The 26,838-nt window shown below is 46.8% G+C and carries 17 protein-coding genes, 26 tRNA genes, 3 rRNA genes, 1 riboswitch and 1 other annotated feature (1 of these 48 running past the window's edge); of the genes, 43 read left to right on the top strand and 3 right to left on the bottom strand.

What is annotated here, in order from left to right:
- The first annotated feature begins 11 nt into the window (after positions 1–11).
- The 42 genes from IGJ44_RS15685 to IGJ44_RS15480 all read left to right on the top strand — a co-directional run bounded on the left by IGJ44_RS15685 (position 12) and on the right by IGJ44_RS15480 (position 22,548).
- The gene (locus IGJ44_RS15685; protein ID WP_074536491.1) at positions 12–1,643 is read left to right on the top strand and encodes a polysaccharide biosynthesis protein; all 1,632 of its coding nucleotides are present in this window, start codon (positions 12–14) and stop codon (positions 1,641–1,643) included.
- Positions 1,630–1,896, top strand: a complete 267-nt coding sequence (locus IGJ44_RS15680; protein ID WP_005230745.1) for an RNA-binding S4 domain-containing protein — start codon at positions 1,630–1,632, stop codon at positions 1,894–1,896. The genes IGJ44_RS15685 and IGJ44_RS15680 overlap by 14 nt, the downstream gene beginning before the upstream one ends.
- A gap of 83 nt (positions 1,897–1,979) precedes the next feature.
- The gene (locus IGJ44_RS15675) at positions 1,980–2,426 is read left to right on the top strand and encodes an FtsB family cell division protein (RefSeq protein WP_074536492.1); all 447 of its coding nucleotides are present in this window, start codon (positions 1,980–1,982) and stop codon (positions 2,424–2,426) included.
- 74 nt (positions 2,427–2,500) lie between these two features.
- Complete coding sequence (locus tag IGJ44_RS15670; protein WP_010748998.1) at positions 2,501–2,944, top strand: S1 domain-containing RNA-binding protein; 444 nt, start codon at positions 2,501–2,503, stop codon at positions 2,942–2,944.
- Between the two features lie 100 nt (positions 2,945–3,044).
- On the top strand, positions 3,045–4,445 hold the full coding sequence (tilS, locus tag IGJ44_RS15665; protein WP_074536493.1) for a tRNA lysidine(34) synthetase TilS: 1,401 nt from the start codon (positions 3,045–3,047) through the stop codon (positions 4,443–4,445).
- A gap of 19 nt (positions 4,446–4,464) precedes the next feature.
- On the top strand, positions 4,465–5,010 hold the full coding sequence (gene hpt / locus IGJ44_RS15660) for a hypoxanthine phosphoribosyltransferase (RefSeq protein WP_005230750.1): 546 nt from the start codon (positions 4,465–4,467) through the stop codon (positions 5,008–5,010).
- Between the two features lie 73 nt (positions 5,011–5,083).
- Positions 5,084–7,192 (top strand): ATP-dependent zinc metalloprotease FtsH, encoded by a 2,109-nt coding sequence (ftsH, locus tag IGJ44_RS15655; RefSeq protein WP_010749000.1) that lies wholly within the window; start codon positions 5,084–5,086, stop codon positions 7,190–7,192.
- 142 nt (positions 7,193–7,334) lie between these two features.
- Positions 7,335–8,216, top strand: coding sequence for an Hsp33 family molecular chaperone HslO (gene hslO / locus IGJ44_RS15650; RefSeq protein WP_430605936.1), 882 nt, complete (start codon positions 7,335–7,337; stop codon positions 8,214–8,216).
- Positions 8,217–9,230 (top strand): tRNA dihydrouridine synthase DusB, encoded by a 1,014-nt coding sequence (dusB, locus tag IGJ44_RS15645; protein WP_005230757.1) that lies wholly within the window; start codon positions 8,217–8,219, stop codon positions 9,228–9,230.
- Between the two features lie 96 nt (positions 9,231–9,326).
- Positions 9,327–10,820, top strand: coding sequence for a lysine--tRNA ligase (lysS, locus tag IGJ44_RS15640; protein ID WP_430605935.1), 1,494 nt, complete (start codon positions 9,327–9,329; stop codon positions 10,818–10,820).
- A gap of 662 nt (positions 10,821–11,482) precedes the next feature.
- A 16S ribosomal RNA gene (locus IGJ44_RS15635) occupies positions 11,483–13,041 on the top strand.
- Positions 13,042–13,117: 76 nt separating this feature from the next.
- A tRNA-Ala gene (locus tag IGJ44_RS15630) sits at positions 13,118–13,190 on the top strand.
- 179 nt (positions 13,191–13,369) lie between these two features.
- A 23S ribosomal RNA gene (locus IGJ44_RS15625) occupies positions 13,370–16,284 on the top strand.
- Between the two features lie 80 nt (positions 16,285–16,364).
- Positions 16,365–16,480: ribosomal RNA gene (gene rrf, locus IGJ44_RS15620) — 5S ribosomal RNA — on the top strand.
- The 16S, 23S and 5S rRNA genes sit together here with 26 tRNA genes alongside, the layout of an rRNA operon.
- Before the next feature lie 16 nt (positions 16,481–16,496).
- A tRNA-Val gene (locus IGJ44_RS15615) sits at positions 16,497–16,569 on the top strand.
- Positions 16,570–16,572: 3 nt separating this feature from the next.
- Positions 16,573–16,645 (top strand) — tRNA-Lys (locus IGJ44_RS15610).
- Positions 16,646–16,659: 14 nt separating this feature from the next.
- Positions 16,660–16,741 (top strand) — tRNA-Leu (locus IGJ44_RS15605).
- A 7-nt stretch (positions 16,742–16,748) separates the two neighbouring features.
- Positions 16,749–16,821, top strand: a tRNA-Thr gene (locus IGJ44_RS15600).
- 10 nt (positions 16,822–16,831) lie between these two features.
- Positions 16,832–16,903: transfer RNA gene (locus tag IGJ44_RS15595), tRNA-Gly, on the top strand.
- Positions 16,904–16,921: 18 nt separating this feature from the next.
- Positions 16,922–17,007, top strand: a tRNA-Leu gene (locus tag IGJ44_RS15590).
- An 11-nt stretch (positions 17,008–17,018) separates the two neighbouring features.
- Positions 17,019–17,092: transfer RNA gene (locus IGJ44_RS15585), tRNA-Arg, on the top strand.
- An 11-nt stretch (positions 17,093–17,103) separates the two neighbouring features.
- Positions 17,104–17,177 (top strand) — tRNA-Pro (locus IGJ44_RS15580).
- A gap of 13 nt (positions 17,178–17,190) precedes the next feature.
- Positions 17,191–17,263, top strand: a tRNA-Ala gene (locus IGJ44_RS15575).
- 28 nt (positions 17,264–17,291) lie between these two features.
- Positions 17,292–17,365, top strand: a tRNA-Met gene (locus tag IGJ44_RS15570).
- A gap of 13 nt (positions 17,366–17,378) precedes the next feature.
- Positions 17,379–17,452: transfer RNA gene (locus tag IGJ44_RS15565), tRNA-Ile, on the top strand.
- 26 nt (positions 17,453–17,478) lie between these two features.
- A tRNA-Ser gene (locus IGJ44_RS15560) sits at positions 17,479–17,568 on the top strand.
- Between the two features lie 66 nt (positions 17,569–17,634).
- A tRNA-Met gene (locus IGJ44_RS15555) sits at positions 17,635–17,708 on the top strand.
- Positions 17,709–17,746: 38 nt separating this feature from the next.
- Positions 17,747–17,823: transfer RNA gene (locus tag IGJ44_RS15550), tRNA-Asp, on the top strand.
- Position 17,824: 1 nt separating this feature from the next.
- Positions 17,825–17,895 (top strand) — tRNA-Gly (locus IGJ44_RS15545).
- 17 nt (positions 17,896–17,912) lie between these two features.
- A tRNA-Ile gene (locus tag IGJ44_RS15540) sits at positions 17,913–17,986 on the top strand.
- Positions 17,987–18,007: 21 nt separating this feature from the next.
- Positions 18,008–18,095, top strand: a tRNA-Ser gene (locus IGJ44_RS15535).
- 9 nt (positions 18,096–18,104) lie between these two features.
- Positions 18,105–18,176: transfer RNA gene (locus IGJ44_RS15530), tRNA-Glu, on the top strand.
- Positions 18,177–18,188: 12 nt separating this feature from the next.
- Positions 18,189–18,278 (top strand) — tRNA-Ser (locus IGJ44_RS15525).
- Between the two features lie 66 nt (positions 18,279–18,344).
- Positions 18,345–18,418 (top strand) — tRNA-Met (locus IGJ44_RS15520).
- A gap of 39 nt (positions 18,419–18,457) precedes the next feature.
- A tRNA-Asp gene (locus IGJ44_RS15515) sits at positions 18,458–18,531 on the top strand.
- Positions 18,532–18,539: 8 nt separating this feature from the next.
- Positions 18,540–18,612, top strand: a tRNA-Phe gene (locus IGJ44_RS15510).
- A 7-nt stretch (positions 18,613–18,619) separates the two neighbouring features.
- Positions 18,620–18,690 (top strand) — tRNA-Gly (locus tag IGJ44_RS15505).
- 16 nt (positions 18,691–18,706) lie between these two features.
- Positions 18,707–18,780 (top strand) — tRNA-Ile (locus IGJ44_RS15500).
- A 15-nt stretch (positions 18,781–18,795) separates the two neighbouring features.
- Positions 18,796–18,867, top strand: a tRNA-Glu gene (locus tag IGJ44_RS15495).
- A gap of 91 nt (positions 18,868–18,958) precedes the next feature.
- Positions 18,959–19,040: riboswitch (SMK box riboswitch) on the top strand.
- Positions 19,038–20,222 carry a methionine adenosyltransferase gene (metK, locus tag IGJ44_RS15490; RefSeq protein ID WP_005233362.1) on the top strand — a complete coding sequence of 395 codons (1,185 nt, stop codon included), beginning with the start codon at positions 19,038–19,040 and terminating at the stop codon, positions 20,220–20,222. It overlaps the preceding riboswitch by 3 nt.
- Positions 20,223–20,288: 66 nt before the next feature.
- Positions 20,289–21,746, top strand: coding sequence for an MDR family MFS transporter (locus IGJ44_RS15485; protein WP_074536216.1), 1,458 nt, complete (start codon positions 20,289–20,291; stop codon positions 21,744–21,746).
- A 22-nt stretch (positions 21,747–21,768) separates the two neighbouring features.
- On the top strand, positions 21,769–22,548 hold the full coding sequence (locus IGJ44_RS15480; protein ID WP_005227672.1) for an alpha/beta hydrolase: 780 nt from the start codon (positions 21,769–21,771) through the stop codon (positions 22,546–22,548).
- A 24-nt stretch (positions 22,549–22,572) separates the two neighbouring features.
- Here IGJ44_RS15480 and IGJ44_RS15475 read toward each other — a convergent pair whose 3' ends face one another.
- The 3 genes from IGJ44_RS15475 to IGJ44_RS15465 are packed head-to-tail and all read right to left on the bottom strand — an operon-like array spanning position 22,573 to position 24,774.
- Positions 22,573–23,151 (bottom strand): tRNA (mnm(5)s(2)U34)-methyltransferase, encoded by a 579-nt coding sequence (locus tag IGJ44_RS15475; protein WP_034869022.1) that lies wholly within the window; start codon positions 23,149–23,151, stop codon positions 22,573–22,575.
- Complete coding sequence (locus IGJ44_RS15470; RefSeq protein ID WP_005227674.1) at positions 23,126–24,109, bottom strand: TIGR01212 family radical SAM protein; 984 nt, start codon at positions 24,107–24,109, stop codon at positions 23,126–23,128. Before IGJ44_RS15470 ends, IGJ44_RS15475 begins: the two co-directional genes overlap by 26 nt.
- 14 nt (positions 24,110–24,123) lie before the next feature.
- Entirely contained in the window at positions 24,124–24,774 is a 651-nt protein-coding gene (locus IGJ44_RS15465; RefSeq protein ID WP_005227675.1) for a phosphatase PAP2 family protein, read from the bottom strand.
- Positions 24,775–25,074: 300 nt separating this feature from the next.
- Between IGJ44_RS15465 and IGJ44_RS15460 the strand changes: the two genes are divergently transcribed.
- Complete coding sequence (locus IGJ44_RS15460) at positions 25,075–26,772, top strand: LysM peptidoglycan-binding domain-containing protein (RefSeq protein ID WP_074536214.1); 1,698 nt, start codon at positions 25,075–25,077, stop codon at positions 26,770–26,772.
- Positions 26,773–26,814: 42 nt separating this feature from the next.
- Positions 26,815–26,838, top strand: a binding site (T-box leader); it runs 196 nt beyond the window's last position.

Genomic DNA, 26,838 nt, shown 5'->3' with positions numbered 1-26,838 from the left:
GAACCAGAGGGATGCCGAAATCACAATTGAAGCGTACGATGGAAGGGGCGTTTATTTTAACGATCGCTTCCTTTATCGCAAAAATCTTAAGTGCCGTTTATCGGGTCCCTTTTCAGAACCTGGTAGGGGACGAAGGGTTTTATGTGTATCAACAAGTCTATCCGATTTATGGATTGGCGATGACGTTAGCGTTGTCAGGGTTGCCACAGTTTATCTCCCGCATCGTCGCTGAAGAACCCGATCCTTTGAAAAGCAAGGAACGGCTGCAAGCGTTGACGCCTTTCGTGCTTTGGTCTGCGATCGGTTTATGGGCGGTGACCTTTTTATTTGCTGGTCCGATCGCACAAGTGATGGGGGACCACCAACTGGCGGGCTTGATTCGAGTCGTTTCTTTTACCTTCTTATTTGTCCCGCCTTTGACCTTTTATCGAGGAATGTTTCAGGGAAATTTGCAAATGGTGCCGACAGCAGTTTCCCAAGTCGTAGAGCAGCTGCTTAGAGTTGGTGTGATTTTAGGTGCTGCGGCAGCTTTCCAGCAATTGGGCTGGACGATTTATCAAACGGGGACTGTCGCCATGATGGGTGCCTTAGTCGGGGGCCTTGCGGCGTGGTGGATCTTAAGTTATTATAGCCGACAAATCAACGGCAAACGCCTATCGCTATGGCATAAACCAGTCACCAGTACAGGAGAAAATCCCGCTGGTTTATCCGCCTCGTTGAAGAAACGGTTCTTCTTAGAAGGCGGTCTGTTGACGATTTATAGCGGCTATTTGATCTTGTTCCAGTTAGCGGATTCGTTTTTATTGACCAATGCGCTAGAAGCGGGGGGGCTGACGGCACAAGCAGCCCGAATTTCAAAAGGGATCTATGATCGCGGACAACCCCTCGTCCAACTAGGTCTTGTGGTGGCGATGGCGTTAAGCTCGACGTTTTTGCCAACGTTGACCAAGTATTTGACGGTAAAAAATCAGCAGCTGTTTGAAAAGTCGGCAAAAATGTATTTGCGCCTGACGATCGGGATTGCTTCGGCTTCCGCCGTGGGCTTAGCGATTTTGCTGCCTTATATTAACTTTGCCTTATTCAAAGACGGTTCTGGCAATGCGGCGCTGGTATTGTTTGTCTTTTCTATCGCTCTGATGGCGACGATCCAAGCCTATCAAAGCATTCAACAAAGTCGCAATACCTATACCTTCGGCTTGCTGGCTGCGGGGATCGGTCTTTTGATCAAATGTCTATCGATGTGGCCGCTGACTGCTTCGTATGGGACTGCAGGAGCGAGTATCAGTACACTGTTGGGGTTGGGCGCGACCTTATACTGTTTTGTGGTTTCCGAACAGCGTCGAGCACAAAGCAGCATCAATCACTTTTGGCATGAAGGAAATTATGGAAAAAAACTATTTATTTGTTTAGGGATCATGGCAAGCGTGCTATTCTTATATTATAGCTTCGTTGCGATCTTATTGAATGGTCCTTTGACCCATCGACTACAGGCACTGCTTTTTTGCCTAGGCGGTGTCGGTCTGGGAGGCGCAGCCTTTATCGGGGCAGCGATCAAAATCAAATTGTTAACGATTCGCGAATGGCTGTTAGTTCCATTTGGAAAGAAACTATTAAGAAGAGGTGAAAAACATGAGATTAGATAAATTTCTTAAAATCTCCCGCATCATCAAGCGTCGCTCTGTGGCCAAAGAAGTGGCAGACAAGGGACGCATTCAGATCAACGGCAAATTAGCCAAGTCAAGCAGTGACGTCAAAGTAGGCGATACCATGCGCATTCAATTCGGGAATAAGGTCTTGGAAGTAAAAGTCAATGAATTGCATGAATCGACGAAAAAAGAAGACGCTGCAAAAATGTATGAGATCGTTTCAGAGGAAAGAATCTCAGAAAATGCTTGATTTTTACGGCATTTTCAGTTAGACAAGCTTTGCGGATGTTGGTATAATGTAAAAAACAAAGACAGCGACGGGAGCGAGTTCAGGTGGCAAAAGAATCAAATAAAAAAATAGAACTATTGCAGACCGATTATGCGAAAGAGCAATTTGCCAAGTTTGAAAAAGAGCGGCGGCAAGTCGTGTTTCGCCGACGTCGGCTGGTGGCGTTTTTCGTGGCGGCATTAGCGATATTTGCGATCGTAGGGATTCAAATGTTCAACGATCAAATGCGCCTGCAAAAGCTAAAGGAATATAAGACGGAAACAGTCGCCGAACAAAAAGAGGCAGAACAAAAGGTGGCTTCACTGGAGCGAGACGTTGCCTTGTTGCAAGACGATGAGTATGTGGCAAAATTGGCCCGCAGCCGATTCTTCTACTCAAAAGATGGCGAAAAAATCTATCCAGTCTTGCCAGACGGGACGGATTCTCAAAACACCAATGAGCGTTCTTCGCAAAGCGGACAAGAATCATCATCCACAGAGTCACAAGATTAAGCAATGTCATACCTACTCAGCGCAGTAGTTTGAATTATTTTAAATGGGTAAAAATTAGGAGGAACATTTTTTATATGTCAATCGAAGTTGGAGCGAAACTAAAGGGCAAAGTGTCTGGTATTACAAATTTTGGTGCGTTCATTGATCTTGGTGAAGGGAAAACTGGTTTGGTGCATATCAGTGAAGTATCAAACGGATTCGTCAAAGACATTCACGACGTGTTGTCTGTTGGGGATGAAGTGACAGTACTTGTTACGGCAATCGGCAACGATGGAAAAATCGGCCTATCGATCCGCAAAGCAGAAGATAAACCGGAAGAAAAACGTGAATACCCGAAAAAAGAATTCAATCGACCAAATCCGAAAAAATCTTTTTCACGCAATCAAAATACGAATGTAAATAAACAAGACTTCGATTCATTGATGAGTTCTTTTCTAAAAGATAGTGATGATCGTCTTTCGTCATTACGTCGAAATACAGAAGGAAAACGCGGTGGCCGCGGCGGACGCCGTAACTAAACATGAATAGCAAGTTGGAAAAAGCTGGAACAAAACTGTTGGTTCGTTTTGTTTCAGCTTTCTTTCTTGTGGGATTACCAAATGAGAAGGAGGTCAAACGATGGTCATTCAAACCGTTCGAGGGCAACTCACTGCCATCGATCCTGAAAAAAAACGCCGCTTTTTGCTGGCGGTATCGACGGGCGTCGATTCGATGGTCTTGTTGCAGAGCTTTTGTCAGTTGTTTCCTGAAATGCAAAAAGAGCCATGTTTTGGTGTGGCACATGTGAACCATCAATTGCGTCCAGCATCTGCCAAGGAAGCGGCTTTTTTACGGCAGTACTGCCAAGAACGCGGTATTCCTTTTTATGAACGGTGCTGGGAAAATCCGCCAGAAACCGGCGTAGAAGCTAGCGCTCGAAACTTTCGCTATACATTTTTTGCCGACGTCATGTCTCAAGAAGGCTATGATGTTTTGCTGACTGCTCACCACAGTGATGACCAAGTAGAAACGATGTTGATGAAGATGATGCGAGAAGGTCGCTTGCGATCGGCTGGCGGGATGAAACAGCAGCAGCCTTTTCACACAGGGATCTTGTTGCGTCCACTGCTTACTGTCAGCAAGGCAGCGATTTACGACTATGCGCAAGCACAGCAGATTCCCTACTTTGAAGACGAAAGCAATCACGAACCGCTGTATTTGCGAAACCGACTACGCCAGCAAGTAGTGCCAGCCTTAAAAGTGGAAAATCCGCAGCTGCTGCCGCATTTTCAACAGCTTTCTGAAGAAGTACAGTTCGCCAATCAGCTGATCCAACAAGAGCAGCAGCAATGGTTGTCTGCGTTCGTTCAACAGCAAGCTGCTCGCTTAGTGATCGATCTGCAGCAGCTGCCGACATTTTCGCCAGCGCAACGCTATTTTTTCTATGCGGGTTTTTTACAGCAAGCAGAGGCTTTTACGAAGCAGCCCCTCAATCAAAAACAGCTGCCGCAGGTATTGCGTTTGCTGGATGAAAAGAAAGGGCAATGGCAATTGGCGTTGCACAAACAGTGGCAGCTGCGGCGCAGTTATGACCAATTGTTATTGGAACCTGTTACTGTTCCCCAAAAGCCTGCAGCGCCGTTGACAGAAGTCAGTCAGCGACTGGTTTTAGGGGAGGGGATCTATCTTTCTGAAAAGGAATGGATTGGGTATTTCCCGATAAATGAACAGCATATTCCCAAAAAAATCACAAATTGGTCAGAGTTTTCCCAAGATTTACCGCTAAACTATTCCTCTGAGCTGGTGGTGCGTAAGCGCCAGCCGGGAGACCGAATCCGCTTGGCGCGTGGTCTGACCAAAAAGATCAGTCGTTTTTTTATCGATTCAAAAATTCCTAATGAAGTGCGAGAAAAAAGTTGGGTCGTCACAAACCTTGAAAAAGAGGTGATTGCCTTACTACCTCATACATTTTCCTATTTGAGTATTGCGCCAGAAACTGATAAAATACACTACATACTTCTTTATAAATACCAGGAGTAAGAGTTGGAAGGAGAACTTTATGCTAGATAAAGATATTGAGAAAATTTTGATTTCCCGTGACGAAATCAAAAATCGTTGTGTGGAACTTGGTCAAGAATTAACGGCGGCTTATGCGGATAAAAATCCTCTAGTCGTAGGTGTGCTGAAAGGTGCCGTTCCTTTCATGGCAGACATCGTTCGTGAGATGGATTGTTACTTGGAGTTAGACTTCATGGATGTCTCAAGTTATGGCAATGCCATGATTTCATCTGGGGAAGTCAAGATCATCAAAGATTTAGATACAAATGTTGAGGGCCGTGATCTCTTGATCGTTGAAGACATCATTGACAGCGGTCGCACATTGGCTTATCTGGTGGATCTATTCAAATACCGTAAAGCGAAATCAGTGAAAATCGTAACGTTATTAGATAAGCCAGAAGGTCGTGTCGTTGAGATCGATGCAGATTATGTCGGCTTCGATGTGCCAAATGAGTTTGTTGTTGGATATGGACTGGACTATGCAGAGCAATATCGAAACTTACCTTACGTTGGCGTCTTAAAACCTAGTGTTTATCAGTCAAATTAGTGACTGTTCTAAATCAATTGTGATACAATTAAATGGTCAGGATTGATAAAACAAAATAGCCAGGGAGGTACGCATGAATAAGAAAAATAACGGTATGGTAAAAAATACCTTATATTATGTACTTGTCTTGTTGGCGATGGTCATGGTCGTATATTTCATTTTTGGAAATGGCAATCAGCAGACCCCAACGATCGAGTACTCCACGTTTACAGAGCAGCTGAAAGACGGGAAGATCAAACAGTTTACTGTTCAACCCGCTAACGGTGTGTATCGAATCGTGGGTGAATACAATGAAGAACAAACCGTCAGCAATGACAACAGCTTGTCTGTTTTAGGTAATACACAGGCGAGTTCGACCCGCTTTTCAACGATCATTTTACCGAATGATTCCACACTAAGCGAAGTCACCAGTTTGGCCTCGGCAGAAGGGGTCAAAACCACGATCGAAGAAGAATCCAACAGCGGCATTTGGTTATCGCTTTTGGTTAGCTTCTTACCACTTGTGATCATCATTTTCTTCTTCTACATGATGATGAGCCAACAAGGTGGCGGCGGTGGCGGTGGCGGCCGTGTGATGAACTTTGGCAAATCAAAAGCCAAAGAAGCGGATAAAAAAGCCAATCGCGTACGTTTTTCAGACGTAGCCGGTGCAGAAGAAGAAAAACAAGAGCTTGTCGAAGTCGTGGAATTCTTGAAAGATCCTCGACGTTTCGTTGAATTAGGTGCTCGTATCCCAGCAGGTGTCTTACTTGAGGGGCCTCCAGGAACCGGGAAAACATTACTAGCCAAAGCCGTTGCTGGTGAAGCTGGCGTACCGTTTTACTCGATCTCTGGTTCAGATTTCGTTGAAATGTTTGTCGGTGTCGGTGCAAGCCGGGTGCGTGACTTATTTGAAACAGCGAAGAAAAATGCACCAGCCATCATCTTTATCGATGAAATCGATGCCGTCGGTCGCCAACGTGGTGCCGGTATGGGTGGCGGGCATGATGAACGGGAACAAACATTGAACCAATTATTGGTTGAGATGGATGGTTTTGATGGGAATGAAGGCGTGATCGTCATTGCCGCAACGAACCGTTCGGATGTTCTAGATCCAGCGTTGCTGCGTCCAGGTCGTTTTGACCGTCAGATTTTGGTTGGTCGTCCAGACGTGAAAGGTCGTGAAGCGATCCTCCGTGTCCATGCCCGCAACAAACCATTATCAGATGATGTTGATTTGAAAGTCGTTGCCCAACAAACACCAGGCTTTGCCGGTGCGGATCTGGAAAACGTCTTGAACGAAGCGGCCTTAGTTGCTGCTCGTCGTAACAAGAAAAAAATCGATGCTTCAGATATCGATGAAGCAGAAGACCGCGTGATCGCTGGTCCTGCGAAGAAAGATCGGGTCATCAACAAACGCGAACGTGAAATGGTTGCTTACCATGAAGCAGGACATACCATTGTTGGTTTAGTCTTGAGTCGTGCCCGTGTGGTACACAAAGTAACGATCATTCCTCGGGGACGTGCGGGTGGTTACATGATCGCCTTGCCGAAAGAAGATCAATTCTTGATGACCAAAGAAGATATGTTTGAGCAAATCGTTGGGTTGCTTGGTGGACGTACGGCTGAAGAAATCATCTTCGGGGTACAATCAACGGGTGCTTCTAATGACTTTGAACAAGCAACTGCGCTTGCAAGAAGCATGGTGACAGAATATGGAATGAGCGACAAATTAGGTCCAGTTCAATATGAAGGAAACCATCAAGTCTTTGTCGGTCGTGATTATGGTCAAACAAAAGCTTACTCTGAACAAGTTGCCTTTGAAATCGATCAAGAAGTTCGCAAGATTTTAATGGATGCCCATCAAAAAGCCCATGAAATCATTGAAGAACACCGTGCGCAGCACAAATTGATCGCTGAAAAACTGCTTGAACATGAAACATTAGATGCCAAAGCAATCAAATCCTTGTTTGAAGAAGGCAAAATGCCTGAAGGAACCGAAAGCTCTGAGTATCCTAGCGAAAAAGCCCAAACGTTTGAAGAAGCGAAACGTGCGCTGGAAGAAAAAGATGCAGAGAAGCAAGCTGCAGAAAAACACAGCGAAGATGCACCATCAAACGATTTTGATCAACAATTGGAAGATGTTCGCCGCAATAGCGAAAGCCAACCGACTGATCAAGAAAACAAAGATGATAACGCCTAAAATAAGACGTATCAAGGCACCGAGGAAACTCGGTGCCTTTTTGTTTCTATTTAAGAAGACTTTCCTTAAATTCAAACACATTCAGTTGAAAAAAGCGGCGCTTCCTAGTATGATTCATTAATGAATAAAAAGGAGAATCAAGATGAAGGATTATTTAGTAAAAGCACTAGCATATGACGGCTTCGTCCGAGCATACGCCGTATCGGCAACAGAAACGATCGCCGAAGCACAACGACGCCATGAAACATGGAATACTGCATCCGCTGCTTTAGGGCGAGCGATGGTGGGAAGTTTGTTATTAGGCAGTACCTTAAAAGGGGAAGACAAATTGACCGTCAAAATTCAAGGAAATGGTCCTGCTGGGGCAATCGTCGTAGACAGCAATGGCCGTGGGGACGTAAAAGGATACATAAAAAATCCGCAGATCAGTCTGCCGTTGAACCCTCAAGGAAAATTGGATGTTCGGGGCGCAGTGGGTGACCAAGGGATTTTTACCGTGATCAAAGACTTAGGGCTAAAAGAACCCTTCTCTGGACAAATACCGATCGTCTCTGGGGAGCTTGGGGAAGACTTTACTTATTATTTAGCAGTGTCAGAACAGATTCCTTCTGCTGTTGGTCTGAGTGTATTAGTAGAAACCGATGATTCGATTCGGGCAGCCGGTGGGTTTATGCTGCAGATCATGCCTGGTGCTAATGAAGAGATCATTGATGCCATCGAAAAACGTTTGGGAGAATTGCCTCGAGTATCAACCTTGATCGATGAAGGACAATCACCAGAAGAGATCTTAGCGACATTGTTGCCAGATACGACGATCGAAGTACTAGAAAAAATGCCCGTCCAGTTCCATTGTGATTGCACGAAAGAAAAATTTGCGACGGCGATCATTACCTTGGGGGCTGATGAGATCCAAGCGATGATCGATGAAGACCACGGGGCAGAGGCAGTCTGCTCGTTTTGTGGCAACAAGTATCATTTTGATGAAACGGAATTGGCGACATTGAAGAAAGAGGCGGAAGCGTAAGTGAAAGATAGACAGACATGGCAGATCGGCTCGGTTGAGATTCCTAACCGCGTCGTCGTTGCGCCAATGGCAGGGATCACCAATTCTGCGTTTCGTGTGACAGTCAAAGAATTTGGTGCGGGTTTAGTCGTCTGTGAGATGATCAGCGATCGAGGGATTCAACTGCGGAACAAGAAGACCCTTGAGATGCTATTTATTGACGAGACCGAGCATCCTCTTAGTATTCAGATTTTTGGTGGGAATAAAGCATCCTTAGTAGAAGCAGCGCAATTTGTCGCAGAAAACACAACTGCCGATATCATTGATATCAACATGGGGTGTCCTGTAAACAAAATCATCAAAGCAGAAGCTGGTGCGAAGTGGCTTTTAGATCCCGACAAGGTTTATGAAATGGTCCATGCTGTTTCCAGTGCGATCGACAAGCCCGTTACCGTCAAAATGCGGATCGGTTGGGATGAGCAGCACGTCTTTGCGGTTGAAAATGCCCAAGCCGCAGAAGCAGCGGGTGCCGCAGCGATCGGTATGCATGGCAGAACCCGTGTACAGATGTATGAAGGATCGGCAGATTGGGACGTGTTGAAACAAGTGAAGCAAAGTATCACGATTCCCTTTATGGGCAACGGTGATGTCAAAACCCCTGAAGATGCCAAGCGAATGTTGGAAGAAGTCGGTGCAGATGCAGTGATGATCGGACGGGCAGCGTTAGGCAATCCATGGATGATCCACCGCACCAAGCAATACTTGGAGACAGGCGAGTTATTGCCAGAACCAACACCGCGAGAAAAAATTTCGACAGCGAAACTTCATTTAGAACGTTTGGCTGATCTAAAAGGGGAAAAAATCGCTTCGCGAGAATTTCGTCAACATGCTGCGTACTACTTAAAAGGTATTTCGCGGGCAGCCAAAGTGAAGGCAGCTATCAACCAAGCGGAAGATAAGCAGACGATTTTTGATTTATTAGATGCATTTGTGGAAAAGACCGAAAAACAGCCGCTAGCAACTCTTAAGGAATAAGAAACAAATCAAGTCGATTCGAAAGTTCGGCTTGATTTTTTGTGTCATCATTGGCATTATAAGAAGGAAACCCAAGTTAAGAATGGAGGAAAACTCGTGACAGAGGAACGACAAACACAAGAAGAATTGAATGATCAAATGTTGGTTCGCCGTGAAAAGATGGAAAAACTACGGGAAGAAGGCATTGATCCTTTTGGCAAGCGATTCGAACGCACCCATAATTCTGCCGAGTTACATGAGTTATTTGATCAAAGAATCAAAGAAGAATTAGCCGAAATGAATCTTTCAGCAAGCATTGCAGGAAGAATCGTTACAAAACGTGGAAAAGGTAAGGCTGGTTTTGCGCATTTACAAGACCGCGAAGGCCGTATTCAAATATATGTACGTAAAGACCAAGTAGGGGATGAACCTTACGAAGTATTCAAACACGCAGACTTAGGTGATTTCTTCGGCGTATCTGGTGAAATCATGAAGACCGATACCGGTGAAGTGACCATCAAAGCCAAAGAAATCGTGATCTTATCAAAAGCATTGCGTCCATTGCCTGACAAATACCATGGCTTGACGAACGTAGAACAACGCTACCGTCAACGTTACTTGGATTTGATCAGTAATAAAGAAAGCTTTGATCGTTTCATGAAACGAAGCCAAATCATCAGCGAAATTCGTCGTTACCTTGACGGTCATGGGTATATCGAAGTCGAAACGCCAGTATTGCATAATCAAGCAGGTGGTGCAGCGGCTCGTCCCTTCATTACCCACCACAATGCCTTAGACATGGATCTGTATTTACGGATCGCTCTTGAGCTTCACTTAAAACGATTGATCGTGGGTGGCATGGAAAAAGTCTATGAGATCGGCCGCGTTTTCCGAAATGAAGGGATCGATACGACCCATAATCCTGAGTTTACGATGTTAGAAGCGTATACTGCATATACAGATTTCAAAGATGTGATGGATCTGACCGAAGGCATTATCCGTAATGCTGCTGAAAAAGTCTTGCACACGGCAACGATCCAATACGATGGGCAAGAAGTCGATCTAGCTAGCGACTTTGCACGAATCCATATGGTCGATGCAATCAAAAATCAAACAGGTGTTGATTTCTGGCAACCAATGTCCGTTGAAGAAGCCCGCAGCTTAGCGAAAGAACATCATGTTGAAATCAATGATGCCATGACTGTTGGTCATATCATCAATGAATTCTTTGAGACATTTGTTGAAGAAACGTTACAGCAGCCAACCTTTGTCTTCGGTCATCCAGTGGAAGTTTCGCCATTAGCGAAAAAGAATCCAGAAGATGAACGCTTTACCGACCGCTTTGAATTATTTATCGTTGGTCGTGAATTTGCGAATGCCTTCACGGAACTAAATGATCCAATCGATCAAAGAGAACGTTTTGAAGGGCAAGAAAAAGAGCGCGAAGCAGGAAATGATGAAGCCCATGGGGTGGATGAAGATTTCTTAGAAGCACTTGAATACGGTATGCCGCCAACTGGTGGATTAGGGATCGGGATCGATCGCTTAGTGATGCTGTTGACAGATGCGCAATCGATTCGCGACGTTTTATTATTCCCGACAATGAGATAAAAAAACTCCGTCCACTCGCAAGAGATGGGCGGCTTTTTTTCTTGTCTGCTGGATCAGGGAGAAAAACAGCGAGGAATTAGAGGGGAAAACGCCACGATAGTTGCCAGAAAACGGATTAAATGCGAACGATAAAAGCTGGATCCAATGCGATTAGACGGGTTTTTAAAAATTGAAAAAAGCCATAGAAAATGATTGACCGCAAGGGATTTAGTTGGTATATTATTACATGTGCCAAATGACTAAATGAATTCCTAAAAAGAATTGAAAAAAGTAGTTGACGCATAGCTCGACAGATGATATTATAACGAAGTCGCAATTTTAAAACAGTTAATTGATGTTGATACATCAACAAAATTAATTAAAAAAAGTTGTTGACAAATAACAAATCATTTGTTAATCTAATAAAGTCGCTGAGACAGCCGCTACGAAGTTGAAAAACAACGAGCGAAAAAAAACTTTTAAAAAAGAGTTGACAATCAAATGTCGCTCTGATATGATATAAAAGTTGCTAACACAGCACGGTAGACCTTTGAAAACTGAACAAAGCAAGCAAACGAACCAATGTGTAGGACGTTTCAATTTATTGAAACAAATACATGCAAGCAATAGCTAGCAAAGTTAATTTTTATGAGCTTAATGACCGTATGGTCATTCAAACAAATCATTATGAGAGTTTGATCCTGGCTCAGGACGAACGCTGGCGGCGTGCCTAATACATGCAAGTCGAACGCTTTTTCTTTCACCGGAGCTTGCTCCACCGAAAGAAAAAGAGTGGCGAACGGGTGAGTAACACGTGGGTAACCTGCCCATCAGAAGGGGATAACACTTGGAAACAGGTGCTAATACCGTATAACACTATTTTCCGCATGGAAGAAAGTTGAAAGGCGCTTTTGCGTCACTGATGGATGGACCCGCGGTGCATTAGCTAGTTGGTGAGGTAACGGCTCACCAAGGCAACGATGCATAGCCGACCTGAGAGGGTGATCGGCCACACTGGGACTGAGACACGGCCCAGACTCCTACGGGAGGCAGCAGTAGGGAATCTTCGGCAATGGACGAAAGTCTGACCGAGCAACGCCGCGTGAGTGAAGAAGGTTTTCGGATCGTAAAACTCTGTTGTTAGAGAAGAACAAGGATGAGAGTAAAATGTTCATCCCTTGACGGTATCTAACCAGAAAGCCACGGCTAACTACGTGCCAGCAGCCGCGGTAATACGTAGGTGGCAAGCGTTGTCCGGATTTATTGGGCGTAAAGCGAGCGCAGGCGGTTTCTTAAGTCTGATGTGAAAGCCCCCGGCTCAACCGGGGAGGGTCATTGGAAACTGGGAGACTTGAGTGCAGAAGAGGAGAGTGGAATTCCATGTGTAGCGGTGAAATGCGTAGATATATGGAGGAACACCAGTGGCGAAGGCGGCTCTCTGGTCTGTAACTGACGCTGAGGCTCGAAAGCGTGGGGAGCGAACAGGATTAGATACCCTGGTAGTCCACGCCGTAAACGATGAGTGCTAAGTGTTGGAGGGTTTCCGCCCTTCAGTGCTGCAGCAAACGCATTAAGCACTCCGCCTGGGGAGTACGACCGCAAGGTTGAAACTCAAAGGAATTGACGGGGGCCCGCACAAGCGGTGGAGCATGTGGTTTAATTCGAAGCAACGCGAAGAACCTTACCAGGTCTTGACATCCTTTGACCACTCTAGAGATAGAGCTTCCCCTTCGGGGGCAAAGTGACAGGTGGTGCATGGTTGTCGTCAGCTCGTGTCGTGAGATGTTGGGTTAAGTCCCGCAACGAGCGCAACCCTTATTGTTAGTTGCCATCATTAAGTTGGGCACTCTAGCGAGACTGCCGGTGACAAACCGGAGGAAGGTGGGGATGACGTCAAATCATCATGCCCCTTATGACCTGGGCTACACACGTGCTACAATGGGAAGTACAACGAGTTGCGAAGTCGCGAGGCTAAGCTAATCTCTTAAAGCTTCTCTCAGTTCGGATTGTAGGCTGCAACTCGCCTACATGAAGCCGGAATCGCTAGTAATCGCGGATCAGCACGCCGCGGTGAATACGTTCCCGGGCCTTGTACACACCGCCCGTCACACCACGAGAGTTTGTAACACCCGAAGTCGGTGAGGTAACCTTTTGGAGCCAGCCGCCTAAGGTGGGATAGATGATTGGGGTGAAGTCGTAACAAGGTAGCCGTATCGGAAGGTGCGGCTGGATCACCTCCTTTCTAAGGAATATTTCGGAAGACTACACATCGTTTGCCTTTGTTCAGTTTTGAGAGGTCTACTCTCAAGTAAATACCCGGGGCCTTAGCTCAGCTGGGAGAGCGCCTGCTTTGCACGCAGGAGGTCAGCGGTTCGATCCCGCTAGGCTCCATTAACGACAATGGTCGTTAAACTTTGTTCATTGAAAACTGGATATCGAAGAAATAATCAAAACAAGTAACACACACCGAGTTGAAATGTTAAAAGAGTTTTTTAATAAGTTCAACGCTTATTTTCTTGAGCAACCTTCTATCGCTAGAAGAAGTACTCAAAACCGACCGTAAGGTCAAAGGTTAAGTGAATAAGGGCGCACGGTGGATGCCTTGGCACTAGGAGCCGATGAAGGACGGGACTAACACCGATATGCTTTGGGGAGCTGTAAGTAAGCTATGATCCAGAGATTTCCGAATGGGGGAACCCAGCATCTTTTATAGGATGTTACGTCTGCGTGAATACATAGCGCAGTCGAGGTAGACGCAGAGAACTGAAACATCTAAGTACCTGCAGGAAGAGAAAGAAAATTCGATTCCCTGAGTAGCGGCGAGCGAAACGGGAAAAGCCCAAACCAACAAGCTTGCTTGTTGGGGTTGTAGGACTCCGATATGGTAGTCTATTCAGATAGTCGAAATACTTGGAAAAGTATGTCAAAGAGGGTAAAAACCCCGTAGGCGAAATTTGGATAACACCTAGGAGGATCCTGAGTACGGCGGAACACGAGGAATTCCGTCGGAATCCGGGAGGACCATCTCCCAAGGCTAAATACTCCCTAGTGACCGATAGTGAACCAGTACCGTGAGGGAAAGGTGAAAAGCACCCCGGAAGGGGAGTGAAATAGATCCTGAAACCGTGTGCCTACAACAAGTTAGAGCCCGTTAATGGGTGATAGCGTGCCTTTTGTAGAATGAACCGGCGAGTTACGATAGCATGCGAGGTTAAGTTGAAGAGACGGAGCCGTAGCGAAAGCGAGTCTGAATAGGGCGAATGAGTATGTTGTCGTAGACCCGAAACCATGTGATCTACCCATGTCCAGGTTGAAGGTGCGGTAAAACGCACTGGAGGACCGAACCCACGTACGTTGAAAAGTGCGGGGATGAGGTGTGGGTAGCGGAGAAATTCCAAACGAACTTGGAGATAGCTGGTTCTCTCCGAAATAGCTTTAGGGCTAGCCTCGGAATTGAGAATGATGGAGGTAGAGCACTGTTTGGACTAGGGGCCCATCTCGGGTTACCGAATTCAGATAAACTCCGAATGCCATTCATTCATATCCGGGAGTCAGACTGTGAGTGATAAGATCCATAGTCGAAAGGGAAACAGCCCAGACCACCAGCTAAGGTCCCCAAATAACTATTAAGTGGAAAAGGATGTGGGGTTGCACAGACAACTAGGATGTTGGCTTAGAAGCAGCCACCATTTAAAGAGTGCGTAATAGCTCACTAGTCGAGTGACCCTGCGCCGAAAATGTACCGGGGCTAAATAGTTTACCGAAGCTGTGGAGTGCACCATTAGGTGCATTGGTAGGAGAGCGTTCTAAGGGCGTTGAAGGCAGATCGTGAGGACTGCTGGAGCGCTTAGAAGTGAGAATGCCGGTATGAGTAGCGAAAGACAGGTGAGAATCCTGTCCACCGAATGACTAAGGTTTCCTGGGGAAGGCTCGTCCGCCCAGGGTTAGTCGGGACCTAAGCCGAGGCCGACAGGCGTAGGCGATGGACAACAGGTTGATATTCCTGTACCCGTTGTTTTTGTTTGAGCAATGGAGGGACGCAGGAGGCTAAGAAGTGCAGACTGATGGATATGTCTGTTCAAGCAGTAAGTCTTGGTAGGAGTCAAATGCTTCTACCTATACGGACAAGCTGTGATGAGGAGGGAAATAATAGTACCGAAGCTTCTGATGTCACACTGCCAAGAAAAGCTTCTAGTGAGAAAACAACGGCCCGTACCGCAAACCGACACAGGTAGTCGAGGAGAGAATCCTAAGGTGAGCGAGAGAACTCTCGTTAAGGAACTCGGCAAAATGACCCCGTAACTTCGGGAGAAGGGGTGCTGCTCTAACGAGCAGCCGCAGTGAATAGGCCCAAGCGACTGTTTATCAAAAACACAGGTCTCTGCAAAATCGAAAGATGACGTATAGGGGCTGACGCCTGCCCGGTGCTGGAAGGTTAAGAGGAGTGCTTAGCGTAAGCGAAGGTACGAATTGAAGCCCCAGTAAACGGCGGCCGTAACTATAACGGTCCTAAGGTAGCGAAATTCCTTGTCGGGTAAGTTCCGACCCGCACGAAAGGCGTAACGATTTGGGCACTGTCTCAACGAGAGACTCGGTGAAATTTTAGTACCTGTGAAGATGCAGGTTACCCGCGACAGGACGGAAAGACCCCATGGAGCTTTACTGTAGTTTGATATTGAGTGTCTGTACCGCATGTACAGGATAGGTAGGAGCCGTAGAGATCGGGACGCCAGTTTCGATGGAGGCAATGGTGGGATACTACCCTTGCGTTATGGCCACTCTAACCCGCAGCCCTTATCGGGCTGGGAGACAGTGTCAGATGGGCAGTTTGACTGGGGCGGTCGCCTCCTAAAAGGTAACGGAGGCGCCCAAAGGTTCCCTCAGAATGGTTGGAAATCATTCGAAGAGTGTAAAGGCAGAAGGGAGCTTGACTGCGAGAGCTACAACTCGAGCAGGGACGAAAGTCGGGCTTAGTGATCCGGTGGTTCCGCATGGAAGGGCCATCGCTCAACGGATAAAAGCTACCCTGGGGATAACAGGCTTATCTCCCCCAAGAGTCCACATCGACGGGGAGGTTTGGCACCTCGATGTCGGCTCGTCGCATCCTGGGGCTGTAGTCGGTCCCAAGGGTTGGGCTGTTCGCCCATTAAAGCGGCACGCGAGCTGGGTTCAGAACGTCGTGAGACAGTTCGGTCCCTATCCGTCGCGGGCGTTGGAAATTTGAGAGGAGCTGTCCTTAGTACGAGAGGACCGGGATGGACTTACCGCTGGTGTACCAGTTGTCTCGCCAGAGGCATCGCTGGGTAGCTATGTAGGGAAGGGATAAACGCTGAAAGCATCTAAGTGTGAAGCCCACCTCAAGATGAGATTTCCCATTTCTTTAAGAAAGTAAGATCCCTGAGAGATGATCAGGTAGATAGGTCAGAAGTGGAAGGCCAGTGATGGTTGGAGCGGACTGATACTAATCGATCGAGGACTTAACCAAAAAGAAAAAAGCACGTAAACTCGTAGAGTTTTGATTCTTCGATCCAGTTTTGAGTGAGCAAAACTTACTCAATTGAATAGTGTGGTGGCGATAGCAAGAAGGATACACCTGTAACCATGCCGAACACAGAAGTTAAGCTTCTTAGCGCCGATTGTAGTGAAGGGTTTCCCTTTGTGAGAGTAGGACGTCGCCACGCGTTTTTTTTACCTTATGGGGGTTTAGCTCAGCTGGGAGAGCATCTGCCTTACAAGCAGAGGGTCAGCGGTTCGATCCCGTTAACCCCCATATGAGTCGTTAGCTCAGTTGGTAGAGCATCTGACTTTTAATCAGAGGGTCACAGGTTCGAGCCCTGTACGACTCATAGTAATAACCTATGCGGGTGTGGCGGAATTGGCAGACGCACTAGATTTAGGATCTAGCGCCTTCGGGCGTGGGGGTTCAAGTCCCTTCACCCGCACTTCATTGCCGGCTTAGCTCAGTTGGTAGAGCATCTGATTTGTAATCAGAGGGTCGAGGGTTCAAGTCCTTTAGCCGGCATCAGGAATACGCGGAAATAGCTCAGTGGTAGAGCACCACCTTGCCAAGGTGGGGGTCGCGGGTTCGAACCCCGTTTTCCGCTTTGCCTTAGCAATTTTCAGCCGGGGTGGCGGAACTGGCAGACGCACAGGACTTAAAATCCTGCGGTGAGTGATCACCGTACCGGTTCGATTCCGGTCCTCGGCATTTCATAATATGCGCCCATAGCTCAATTGGATAGAGTGTTTGACTACGGATCAAAAGGTTAGGGGTTCGACTCCTCTTGGGCGCGCTTTTTAATAACGGGAAGTAGCTCAGCTTGGTAGAGCACTTGGTTTGGGACCAAGGGGTCGCAGGTTCGAATCCTGTCTTCCCGATACTTTTTCAAAAGGGGCCTTAGCTCAGCTGGGAGAGCGCCTGCTTTGCACGCAGGAGGTCAGCGGTTCGATCCCGCTAGGCTCCATATCATTTGAATAAATGATTCTTTTTTACGCGGTGTAGCTCAGCTGGCTAGAGCGTCCGGTTCATACCCGGGAGGTCGGGGGTTCGATCCCCTCCGCCGCGATTTTTAAGAGCCTGGACCTTTAGCTCAGTTGGTTAGAGCAGACGGCTCATAACCGTCCGGTCGTAGGTTCGAGTCCTACAAGGTCCATTGTGGCATTGTATCTGTTTTATTATGGAGGATTACCCAAGTCCGGCTGAAGGGAACGGTCTTGAAAACCGTCAGGCGGGTAAAACCGTGCAAGGGTTCGAATCCCTTATCCTCCTTAACTGTCTCTTTTGTTGCGAGCAAAAGAATCACAGTCTTTTAATTACTGTAAAGTAATTACTTATCGCGGGATGGAGCAGTCTGGTAGCTCGTCGGGCTCATAACCCGAAGGTCGTAGGTTCAAATCCTGCTCCCGCAATTGCTTTTGTTTTCAAAAGCGCAATAAAAGCTAAATATGGTTTGGTAGTTCAGTTGGTTAGAATGCCTGCCTGTCACGCAGGAGGTCGCGGGTTCGAGTCCCGTCCAGACCGCCATGCGGGTGTAGTTTAGTGGTAAAACCACAGCCTTCCAAGCTGTTGTCGCGAGTTCGATTCTCGTCACCCGCTTTAGCTTTTATTTTTTGGGGCCTATAGCTCAGCTGGTTAGAGCGCACGCCTGATAAGCGTGAGGTCGATGGTTCGAGTCCATTTAGGCCCATCAAAATGTAGTCATACATTTGGGGAAGTACTCAAGTGGCTGAAGAGGCGCCCCTGCTAAGGGTGTAGGTCGGGAAACCGGCGCGAGGGTTCAAATCCCTCCTTCTCCGTTTTTTATTGGTCCGTTGGTCAAGTGGTTAAGACACCGCCCTTTCACGGCGGTAACACGGGTTCGAATCCCGTACGGATCATTTGTTACTTTTGGAGGATTACCCAAGTCCGGCTGAAGGGAACGGTCTTGAAAACCGTCAGGCGGGTAAAACCGTGCAAGGGTTCGAATCCCTTATCCTCCTTAACTGTCTCTTTTGTTGCGAGCAAAAGAATCACAGTCTTTTAATTACTGAAAAGTAATTACTTATCGCGGGATGGAGCAGTCTGGTAGCTCGTCGGGCTCATAACCCGAAGGTCGTAGGTTCAAATCCTGCTCCCGCAATTGCTTTGTTTAACGGCAAAGCAGCAATACAAAGCTTCTGGTTTGGTAGTTCAGTTGGTTAGAATGCCTGCCTGTCACGCAGGAGGTCGCGGGTTCGAGTCCCGTCCAGACCGTTGTTTTTGGCTCGGTAGCTCAGTTGGTAGAGCAATGGATTGAAGCTCCATGTGTCGGCAGTTCGATTCTGTCCCGCGCCATAGGAATGCGGGTGTAGTTTAGTGGTAAAACTACAGCCTTCCAAGCTGTTGTCGCGAGTTCGATTCTCGTCACCCGCTTTGCATTTTTTATTTGGGGCCTATAGCTCAGCTGGTTAGAGCGCACGCCTGATAAGCGTGAGGTCGATGGTTCGAGTCCATTTAGGCCCATTACATTTTTAAACTGGTCCGTTGGTCAAGCGGTTAAGACACCGCCCTTTCACGGCGGTAACACGGGTTCGAATCCCGTACGGATCATGCAAACACTCTTGAGAGTGTTTTTTTATTGCCCAAAAATGATCTTTTTATCATTTTCTCAAGCATGAGCAGTCAAAATTTGTTATAATCAGTCCGTTGCAAGTTCCCGAAAGGATTCGCAGCTGCGAAGATGCCTTGTAACCGAAACATATATTAGGGGGAATACAAAAATGACAGAGAAACACTTATTTACATCAGAGTCCGTTTCAGAAGGACACCCAGACAAAGTAGCCGACCAAATCAGTGATGCCATCTTAGATGCGTTGCTTGCCGAAGATCCAATGGCACGGGTCGCTTGCGAAACGTCAGTTACTACCGGATTGGTTTTAGTCTTTGGAGAAATTTCTACTTCTGCTTATGTAGATATTCAAAAAGTCGTCCGAGAAACCATCAAAGAAATCGGCTATACACGAGCAAAATTCGGCTTTGACGGCGATACGGTTGCTGTTTTGGTAGCGATCGATGAGCAATCACCAGATATCGCTCAAGGCGTTGACGATGCTTTAGAAAGTCGTGGAGAAACGGATAAAGAAGATATCGGTGCCGGCGACCAAGGCTTGATGTTTGGTTTTGCTGTTGATGAAACACCTGAATTGATGCCTTTACCGATCGCGTTGAGCCATCGGCTGGTACGTCGCTTAGCAGAGTTGCGTAAAAACAACGAACTAAGCTACTTGCGTCCAGATGCAAAATCACAAGTAACCGTTGAATATGATGATAACGATCAACCACAAAGAGTGGACACCGTCGTTATTAGTACCCAGCATGATGATGCGGCTGATAATGAAACGATCCACCGTGATGTCATCGAAAAAGTGATCAAAGAAGTGATCCCTGCCGATCTTTTAGACGAGCAGACAAAATATTATATCAATCCTACTGGTCGTTTTGTGATCGGCGGTCCTCAAGGGGATGCCGGTTTGACTGGCAGAAAAATCATCGTTGATACTTATGGCGGCTATGCACGTCATGGCGGCGGTGCGTTTTCTGGAAAAGACGCAACCAAAGTTGACCGTTCAGCCAGCTATGCGGCTCGCTACATTGCCAAAAACATCGTAGCAGCAAAGCTAGCCAAAAAAGTGGAAGTACAATTAGCCTATGCGATCGGTGTGGCACAGCCCGTTTCGATCAGCATCAACACTTTTGGTACAGGAACCGTCAGCAACGAGCGCTTGATCCAAGCGGTACGGGAAAACTTTGATTTGCGACCAGCAGGAATTATTGAAATGTTAGATTTGCGCCGTCCGATTTATCGTCAGACTGCCGCTTACGGACATTTCGGTCGTACAGATATCGATTTGCCATGGGAACGCACCGACAAGGTGGCGGCACTTTTGGCAAGTGTGAAGGATTAAAAGAGGCGACCTCTATTGATGACTATCAATAGAGGTTCTTTTTTTTGGAGTAAAAGGAGGAGTTATATGCGAACCAATGTAAAATTAGTCACCATTGCGGTCTTTGTCGCAACGTTTATGACCGCGATCGAAGGAACGATCATTACGACAGCGATGCCTACCATCGTCAGTTCATTGAAAGGGATCGAGATCATGAACTGGGTCTTCTCGATCTATCTTTTGACCAGTGCGATGTTGACCCCGATCTACGGCAAGTTTGCCGATAATATCGGCCGCAAACCAGTCTTTTTATTTGGGACGTTGCTGTTTATTATCGGGTCGGCGTTTTGTGGGATGGCCAACACGATGTTGACGTTGATCATTGCCAGAGCGTTGCAAGGATTAGGCGCAGGGGCCATGATGCCCGTTGCCCTAACGATCATTGCGGACCTGTATCCCGTTGAAAAGCGGGCGAAAGTCTTAGGGCTCAATAGTACGGCTTGGGGGATCGCCAGTGTTGTTGGTCCTTTAGCTGGTGGATTGATCGTAGATACGATTGGGTGGCATTGGATCTTTTTTATCAACGTGCCCATCGGATTAGGGCTGATTGCTTTGATTTGGTTTTATTTTCATGAAGAAAAAAAGGCCTTTGCTGCAGTCAACATTGATTATGCAGGCAGTCTCTTGTTGATGTTGACGCTAGTAGGCCTCTTGCTAGGCTTCCAGTTGCTGGGAGATTATGGTGTGAGTCTGCCTGTCATCGGGCTATTCGTTTTTTCTGTCCTTACGTTTATCGGCTTCATTCGGGTGGAGAAAAAAGCAGCAGATCCGATTATTGATCTGAAGCTGTTTCACTCAAAATTATTTGTGGTGGTCAATATCGTAGCAGCTTTGGCTAGCGGCTTCTTGATGGGGATCGATGTTTATATCCCAATGTGGATGCAAGGGGTCTTAGGCATGAGTGCGGGGATTGGCGGGCTTGTGTTGGCACCGTTGTCGATTTTATGGATGATTGGTTCCTTCTTAGCCAGCCGTTGGTTGACACAGCACAGTGTCAGCTGGGTCTTGACGGTTAGCTTGTTGATCACGGCTACCGGTGCTTTGTGGCTGTTTTTGACACCGGCACAGACCTCATTCTGGTTGTTCTTGGTGATTTCTTCTATTACGGGCGTCGGGTTAGGGGCAACGATGGTGGTTTGTACGGTTACTGCCCAAACCAGCGTTGGCCCCACACAAGTCGGCGTGGCGACTTCTTTCAATACCCTGTTGCGAACGATCGGGCAAACCATCATGGTAGCGGTCTTCGGTATCGTTTTAAACACCAGTAATAGCGTAGGCTTAGCACAGGCACAAGTCAATGATAGCAGTGTCATGAATCAGCTAGTAGATCCAGCCGCTGCGCGCCAGCTGCCAACCGCATTATTAGAGCAATTACGGGAGATTCTTTATAGCGGTCTACACTGGGTTTTTGGGATCGGTGTTCTACTTATTGTGCTAGCGATTGGTTTGACCCGCACGATTTCGCGAGAATCTGGTACAATATAAAAAAAGGATCGCAGGTGATTGTATGGCTTTTTTACAAGCAAATATCTATTCAAATGTTCTTGAAATGGAGGTAATGATCGATGTGATCTTGCCTCAAAGTACCAAGAAAAAAATCGGCACGCAAAGCCAATCAACGGGCACAGATCTCCCGGTGCTTTATTTGTTGCATGGGATGAACGGAAATCATAGTGTCTGGCAGCGACGGACGTCGATCGAGCGGTATGCCGCAGAGTATCAACTAGCGGTCATCATGCCGTCTACTGATCTGGGTTGGTATACCGATACGACCTATGAGATGAAGTATTGGACTTTTATCGCCGAAGAATTACCACAGATTTGCCATGAGCTGTTTCCTCAGCTGACGCAAAAACGAGAAAAAACTTTTGCGGCTGGGCTTTCGATGGGGGGCTATGGGGCAGTAAAACTCGGGCTGAGAAAGCCTGACCAGTTTGCGGCGGTAGCGTCTTTGTCTGGGGCATTAGCGCTGGCTGAAAGCATGGATTCCTTGCTGCAGCTGCGAAGCCAAGCTTATTGGGAAGGAATTTTTGGACCATTAGAGCAATTCAAAGGGTCAGAAAATGATTTGATCCATCTGATTGAGACCATCGATCCAAGCACAGCGCCGCGCTTTTTTATTAGCTGCGGAACCGAGGATCAGCTGTATCCGGCAAGTGAATATGCGGTGGATAAGCTGCAAAAGCGCAAACTAGCCGTAACGTTTGAATCGGGAACTGGGGATCATGATTGGAATTTCTGGGATCAATGGATCCAACGAGTCCTGCAATGGCTTTTTAGTGAATAAAAAAACCATCAGTCGATCGACACCTTAACGTGCCGAGGACTGATGGTTTTTTCGTTCGATACAAAATAAGATCGGCGGTTGGTTGCGCTGATTGATAAATTGATAGGAAAGGACATTGAACTTCTCTTGCGGCAGCTGCTGACAAAAGGAGTGTACTTCTTTCAGCTCTGCTTCGCCGCCAGCGTGTCCATAATAGCAGACGAGGATGATTCTACCTTTCGGGGCTAAACGTGTCAGTAAAGCTTCTAAAGCCGTTTTCGTTGTATCAGGCAGCGTGATGATCGCTTTGTCCCCTTGCGGCAAGTAGCCTAAATTGAAAATGGCGGCGTGAACCGGACCACTCACAACCTCTGCCAACGTCTCATGGCCTTGATGGATCAGCTGGACTTGTGCCAACAGCTCTTTTTCAGCCAAACGCTTTTTGGTAGCTTGCAGGGCTTGTTCTTGAATATCAAAAGCAAACACCTGACCAGTCGGGCCAACTAAGGAAGCCAATAATTCCGTGTCGAAGCCGTTGCCCATCGTGGCATCAACAGCGGTTTGTCCCGGCTGCAGAACTTCTTTTAAAAGGGTGTGGCTATAGCGCATGGCGGTCGGCAGCATTGACAGGCTCCTTTCGCACGTTGAATTTTCCTTGATAGGAGTTGCGGCGCAGCATTTCTTGATCGATCTCATTCAAGACTTCCCATTTTTTCAAACTCCACATTGGACCTACCAGAGAATCCCATGGTGCATCGCCTGTCAGGCGATGAATGATGATCTCTGGGGGGATCATTTCTAACTGATCGCAGATCAATGACACATAGGTATCGCGCCGCATCAATTGCAAACGTCCTTCATGATAATCCCGCAGCATCCGAGTATTGCGCATCAAATGCAGCAGGTGCAGTTTGATGCCTTGGATATCAGAATCTTGAATGGTGCGGCGGACATTTTCTTGCATCATCTCGATCGTCTCGCCTGGCAGGCCATTGATCAAATGGGTACAGACACGAATATTGTGTTTGCGCAGGCTGGCGACGCCGTCTAAGTAAGTTTGATAATCATGGGCGCGGTTGATGGCATTGCTCGTGGTTTCAAACGTCGTTTGCAGTCCTAATTCGACCCATAAATAAAAGCGTTGATTGAGCTCTGCTAGATAGTCAACGACATCTTCTGGTAAGCAGTCTGGTCGGGTCCCAACGGAGATCCCGACAACACCAGGTAGTGTCAGCACTTGCTCGAAGCGTTCGCGGATCACTGCCACCGGTGCGTGGGTGTTCGTAAAGTTTTGAAAATAGACAATGTATTTGTCCACTTGCGGCCACTTTTTGTGCATCATGGCGATCTCTTTTTCAAACTGCTCTGGCAGTGGGGCTTCAGGAGCTACGATCATATCGCCAGAACCGGACACACTGCAAAATGTACAGCCGCCTTTGGCAACGGTGCCGTCACGATTGGGGCAGTCGAAGCCCGCATCGATGGGGACTTTAAAGATTTTTTCGCCAAATTCTTGCCGCAAAGCAAAGTTCCACGAATGGTATCGTTTGTTTTTATCTTCTGCATAAGGAAATGGATTCATTTTTTTACCTTCTTTTATAATTGTTTACGCGTGAAGCGCCAGACAAAGCGTTTTTGCAAGTAGTACGGATAGGTCAACAGCAGCCAAGACAGGCCAACACAAAAACCGCCTAACACATCACTGGGAAAATGCACACCAACATAAATACGGCTGATGCCGATGCAGCCAATCAAAAGGCCCAGCAAAAGGCGGATGCCCCATTGCCAAAAAGGCTGCTTGAAGAAAACTGGGACCAAGAAGAGCAAGGTTCCATAAAAAATCATACTGCCCGTCGAGTGTCCACTGGGGAAACTGAAACTTGATTCCGTGACTAAGTGTTCAAGAGTTGGGCGCTCCCGTAAAAAGACCAGTTTGATCAATGGATTAAAGAGCCCAGCAATCCCGATGGTACCAATACTGAGCCATATAGCTTCAGCATAATACTTGTTGATCACTAAGACAGCTAAAACAGCGAGAAAGAGCAAGATGATCGTGGTAGGATTCGCAAATTTTGTGACCCATAGAAAAAACGGTGTCCAAAACGGGTAGCCGCTGCGGATGATGCGAGTCAAGGTTTCGTCAAAGGAGACCAACCAAGTAGGGTAAAATTTCACGACATAGCCGAGAAAAACGAACAGCAGTAAAAAGCAACTGCCCGCAAATTGAAAATAAAGTTTTTTATGCATGGATAAGCCTCGTTTCTAGAGAATTTCTGTCAATTATTGTCATTAAGTCAAAGAGACATCTAGAAGGTATTATAGCATTTATCACAAGTCGGAAAAAGCGCGGAACGAGCAAGGTGTTACTCGTCTGAGCAAGCGATACGTTTATCGGGAGCAGGCCAATTGCTTCATTGCAATAAATGTTCGTTTGATTACAAAGAGTTTACAGTTTCTGAAATCGGCTCAAATACCTTTTATAAATTCTTAAGAAATTGTATACTAAACCTACGTTCACTATAAGGAAAAAACGGAGGAATAACGGACATGAACACGAGTCAATCAAGAAAAGTACATCGTCAAGCAGACCAATCGGGCGATAAGTATCGAGTGATCAAAAAAAGTGCAGTTGTTTTAGGAACAACACTGACTGCTTGCTCTGTTGTAGCTCCATTGGTGTCATCGGTTCAAGCAGAAGCCGTAGAGACCTCGATCGCCCAAGTTTCTACTAGCAATTTTGCCGCGCCGAATACTTCCGCGTTTATTGCTGAAATCGCTACGTACGCCCAACCTGTGGCAAACGCCAACGATCTATATGCTTCTGTGATGATCGCGCAAGCCATTTTAGAAAGTGGTTGGGGCCGAAGCAGCTTATCAAAAGCACCGAATTACAATCTATTCGGAATCAAAGGCAGCTATAACGGTCAAACCGTTTATATGAGTACCTTAGAATATTTGAACAACCAATGGTTGACTATGAATGAACCCTTTAAGCGTTACCCATCTTACACGCAATCATTTGAAGATAACGCACGTACTTTACGCTCAACTTCTTTACAAAGCGGTGTCGCGTATTATTCTGGCGCTTGGAAAAGCAATACGACTTCATATCTTGATGCAACCGCATGGCTAGCAGGCCGTTATGCGACTGCACCAAACTATGCCTCTTCACTGAATGCCGTGATCCAGCAATTTGGGTTAACGAAATATGACACGCCAGCTTCTGGCAATGCCGGTGGAGGCGCCACAGCCAGTGCTTCAACGAGTACGACGACCACGACATCAGCTGTCAGCACGAGCGGCAGTCAAACCTATACAGTCACTTCGGGCGATTCGGTCTGGTCGATCGCCAACAAACATGGCATCTCCATGGATCAGTTGCGCAGTTTGAACAATATCAAAAACGATTTTGTTTATCCAGGACAAACCTTGAAAGTCAACGGCAGCGCCCAAAGTACTTCGGCAACTTCAACGGTATCGATCGTCAATCGCAATGCTTCAGCAACTACATCAGGCAATACCTACACCGTAGTTTCTGGTGATTCCGTTTGGTCGATCGCCAATAAGCATGGCATTTCGATGGATCAATTTCGCAGTTTGAACAACATCAAAAATGATTTTGTCTATCCAGGGCAAAAAGTTGTCGTTAGCGGTGGTTCGTCTACGAATACCAGCAGTACTACGACCGTCAGCACGGCATCAACGGCTAGCCAAAGCAGTGGCGGCACCTACACGGTGGCAGCTGGCGATTCAGTCTGGTCGATCGCTAACAAGCATGGCATCTCGATGGATCAGTTCCGCAGCTTGAACAATATTAAAAATGACTATGTTTATCCAGGTCAAAAGGTGGTTGTCAGCGGTAGTTCTACCCGTACAAGTACAACGACGAGCACGACCGTCAGCAGCCAAACCAGCAGCAGTGCTGCAGGCAACACCTATACGGTGGCTTCTGGTGATTCAGTCTGGTCAGTTGCCAATAAACACGGGATTTCGATGGACCAATTCCGCAGCTGGAACAACATCAAAAATGATTTTATCTATCCAGGACAAAAGGTGGTCGTCAAGCAAGGCGGCACGGCAGCTACTACCAGCACTTCAGCGACAAATGGTACCTACAAGGTCGCATCGGGGGATTCTGTTTGGGGGATCGCAGATAAGTTCGGCATCACGACGGATCAATTTATCCAATGGAACAATATTCAAAATAACTTTATTTACCCAGGACAAACAGTTAGGGTAAAATAGATTGCTATTCCTAATGATTTTTGTTAGGATAAGTGCAAAGAAACTTTCACGTTTGAGAAGGAATAG

Source organism: Enterococcus sp. DIV1368d (genome assembly GCF_050542975.1).
Classification (GTDB): domain Bacteria; phylum Bacillota; class Bacilli; order Lactobacillales; family Enterococcaceae; genus Enterococcus_D; species Enterococcus_D casseliflavus.
Note: the sequence above shows the minus strand (reverse complement) of the source record. Positions and strands in the feature narration are given on the sequence as shown.

What these genes read in the sequence shown, in the direction of transcription:
- IGJ44_RS15685 (WP_074536491.1), top strand. Translation starts at nt 12, where the DNA reads ATGCCGAAATCACAATTGAAGCGTACGATGGAAGGGGCGTTTATTTTA.
- IGJ44_RS15680 (WP_005230745.1), top strand. Translation starts at nt 1,630, where the DNA reads ATGAGATTAGATAAATTTCTTAAAATCTCCCGCATCATCAAGCGTCGC.
- IGJ44_RS15670 (WP_010748998.1), top strand. Translation starts at nt 2,501, where the DNA reads ATGTCAATCGAAGTTGGAGCGAAACTAAAGGGCAAAGTGTCTGGTATT.
- tilS (WP_074536493.1), top strand. Translation starts at nt 3,045, where the DNA reads ATGGTCATTCAAACCGTTCGAGGGCAACTCACTGCCATCGATCCTGAA.
- hpt (WP_005230750.1), top strand. Translation starts at nt 4,465, where the DNA reads ATGCTAGATAAAGATATTGAGAAAATTTTGATTTCCCGTGACGAAATC.
- ftsH (WP_010749000.1), top strand. Translation starts at nt 5,084, where the DNA reads ATGAATAAGAAAAATAACGGTATGGTAAAAAATACCTTATATTATGTA.
- hslO (WP_430605936.1), top strand. Translation starts at nt 7,335, where the DNA reads ATGAAGGATTATTTAGTAAAAGCACTAGCATATGACGGCTTCGTCCGA.
- metK (WP_005233362.1), top strand. Translation starts at nt 19,038, where the DNA reads ATGACAGAGAAACACTTATTTACATCAGAGTCCGTTTCAGAAGGACAC.
- IGJ44_RS15485 (WP_074536216.1), top strand. Translation starts at nt 20,289, where the DNA reads ATGCGAACCAATGTAAAATTAGTCACCATTGCGGTCTTTGTCGCAACG.
- IGJ44_RS15480 (WP_005227672.1), top strand. Translation starts at nt 21,769, where the DNA reads ATGGCTTTTTTACAAGCAAATATCTATTCAAATGTTCTTGAAATGGAG.
- IGJ44_RS15475 (WP_034869022.1), bottom strand. Translation starts at nt 23,151, where the DNA reads ATGCTGCCGACCGCCATGCGCTATAGCCACACCCTTTTAAAAGAAGTT.
- IGJ44_RS15470 (WP_005227674.1), bottom strand. Translation starts at nt 24,109, where the DNA reads ATGAATCCATTTCCTTATGCAGAAGATAAAAACAAACGATACCATTCG.
- IGJ44_RS15465 (WP_005227675.1), bottom strand. Translation starts at nt 24,774, where the DNA reads ATGCATAAAAAACTTTATTTTCAATTTGCGGGCAGTTGCTTTTTACTG.
- IGJ44_RS15460 (WP_074536214.1), top strand. Translation starts at nt 25,075, where the DNA reads ATGAACACGAGTCAATCAAGAAAAGTACATCGTCAAGCAGACCAATCG.